This window comes from Helicobacter sp. L8 (assembly GCF_003660355.1).
GTDB lineage: Bacteria > Campylobacterota > Campylobacteria > Campylobacterales > Helicobacteraceae > Helicobacter > Helicobacter labacensis.
Genome location: NZ_QXQR01000044.1, coordinates 1 through 1,893 on the forward strand (window position 1 = coordinate 1; position 1,893 = coordinate 1,893).

Annotated in this window: 1 rRNA gene; it reads left to right on the top strand. The window is 49.4% G+C overall.

From position 1 onward, the window contains the following. Positions 1-317 precede the first annotated feature (317 nt). Positions 318-1,817 (top strand): 16S ribosomal RNA (locus EAO37_RS08950). The last annotated feature ends 76 nt before the right edge of the window (positions 1,818-1,893 follow it).

A 1,893-nucleotide genomic window follows, 5' to 3' on the forward strand; every position in this document is an offset into this window, starting at 1 on the left:
AAAGCAATTCAGCCGTTTCAAAGAAGCGTTACGAGCGATCTTCACCCCACTATGAGCATAACTATGAGCATACTAGGGTTTTAAAAACGCCAGTAGCCCCATCTACTTTAAGCCCCCCCTAAGCTTTCTTACTCTATAATGCGCTTTTGCCATTTTCCGCATTGGTCTTTTGGGATTTGGTATGTTCTTTGACATCCAAGCAAGAGAGTCTTGGCGCAAGGCTGGGGTTAATGCCCAACTTTGTTTCAAAGTCTCTTTATAAACGAAACAACGCTATCACTTTGTGAGTTTTAAAGAGCGATGGATTTAAACTTAACTTTATGGAGAGTTTGATCCTGGCTCAGAGTGAACGCTGGCGGCGTGCCTAATACATGCAAGTCGAACGATGAAGCCTAGCTTGCTAGGCGGATTAGTGGCGCACGGGTGAGTAACGCATAGATGACATGCCCTTTAGTTTGGGATAGCCACTAGAAATGGTGATTAATACCAAATACCACCCTACGGGGGAAAGATTTATCGCTAAAGGATTGGTCTATGTCCTATCAGCTTGTTGGCGGGGTAAGAGCCCACCAAGGCAATGACGGGTATCCGGCCTGAGAGGGTGAACGGACACACTGGAACTGAGACACGGTCCAGACTCCTACGGGAGGCAGCAGTAGGGAATATTGCTCAATGGGCGCAAGCCTGAAGCAGCAACGCCGCGTGGAGGATGAAGGTTTTAGGATTGTAAACTCCTTTTGTCAGAGAAGATAATGACGGTATCTGACGAATAAGCACCGGCTAACTCCGTGCCAGCAGCCGCGGTAATACGGAGGGTGCAAGCGTTACTCGGAATCACTGGGCGTAAAGAGTGCGTAGGCGGGGTTGTAAGTCAGATGTGAAATCCTATGGCTTAACCATAGAACTGCATTTGAAACTACAACTCTGGAGTGTGGGAGAGGTAGGTGGAATTCTTGGTGTAGGGGTAAAATCCGTAGAGATCAAGAGGAATACTCATTGCGAAGGCGACCTGCTGGAACAATACTGACGCTGATTGCACGAAAGCGTGGGGAGCAAACAGGATTAGATACCCTGGTAGTCCACGCCCTAAACGATGGATGCTAGTTGTTGGGGGGCTTTGTCCCCCCAGTAATGCAGCTAACGCCTTAAGCATCCCGCCTGGGGAGTACGGTCGCAAGATTAAAACTCAAAGGAATAGACGGGGACCCGCACAAGCGGTGGAGCATGTGGTTTAATTCGAAGATACACGAAGAACCTTACCTAGGCTTGACATTGAAGGAATCCCCTAGAAATAGGGGAGTGTCTAGCTTGCTAGACCCTGAAAACAGGTGCTGCACGGCTGTCGTCAGCTCGTGTCGTGAGATGTTGGGTTAAGTCCCGCAACGAGCGCAACCCTCTTTCTTAGTTGCTAACAGGTTAAGCTGAGCTCTCTAAGAAGACTGCCTGCGTAAGCAGGAGGAAGGTGAGGACGACGTCAAGTCATCATGGCCCTTACGCCTAGGGCTACACACGTGCTACAATGGGGTGTACAAAGAGATGCAATGCCGCGAGGCTGAGCCAATCTTAAAAACATCTCTCAGTTCGGATTGCAGGCTGCAACTCGCCTGCATGAAGCTGGAATCGCTAGTAATCGCAAATCAGCCATGTTGCGGTGAATACGTTCCCGGGTCTTGTACTCACCGCCCGTCACACCATGGGAGTTGTGTTTGCCTTAAGTCAGGATGCTAAAGTAGCTACTGCCCACGGCACACACAGCGACTGGGGTGAAGTCGTAACAAGGTAACCGTAGGTGAACCTGCGGTTGGATCACCTCCTTTCTTAGAGAATTGCCCTTTAGCATTTGTTTGCTTTGGGCTAAAGCGTTGCGTTTGAGACTCTCTTGCTTGGGGGTTA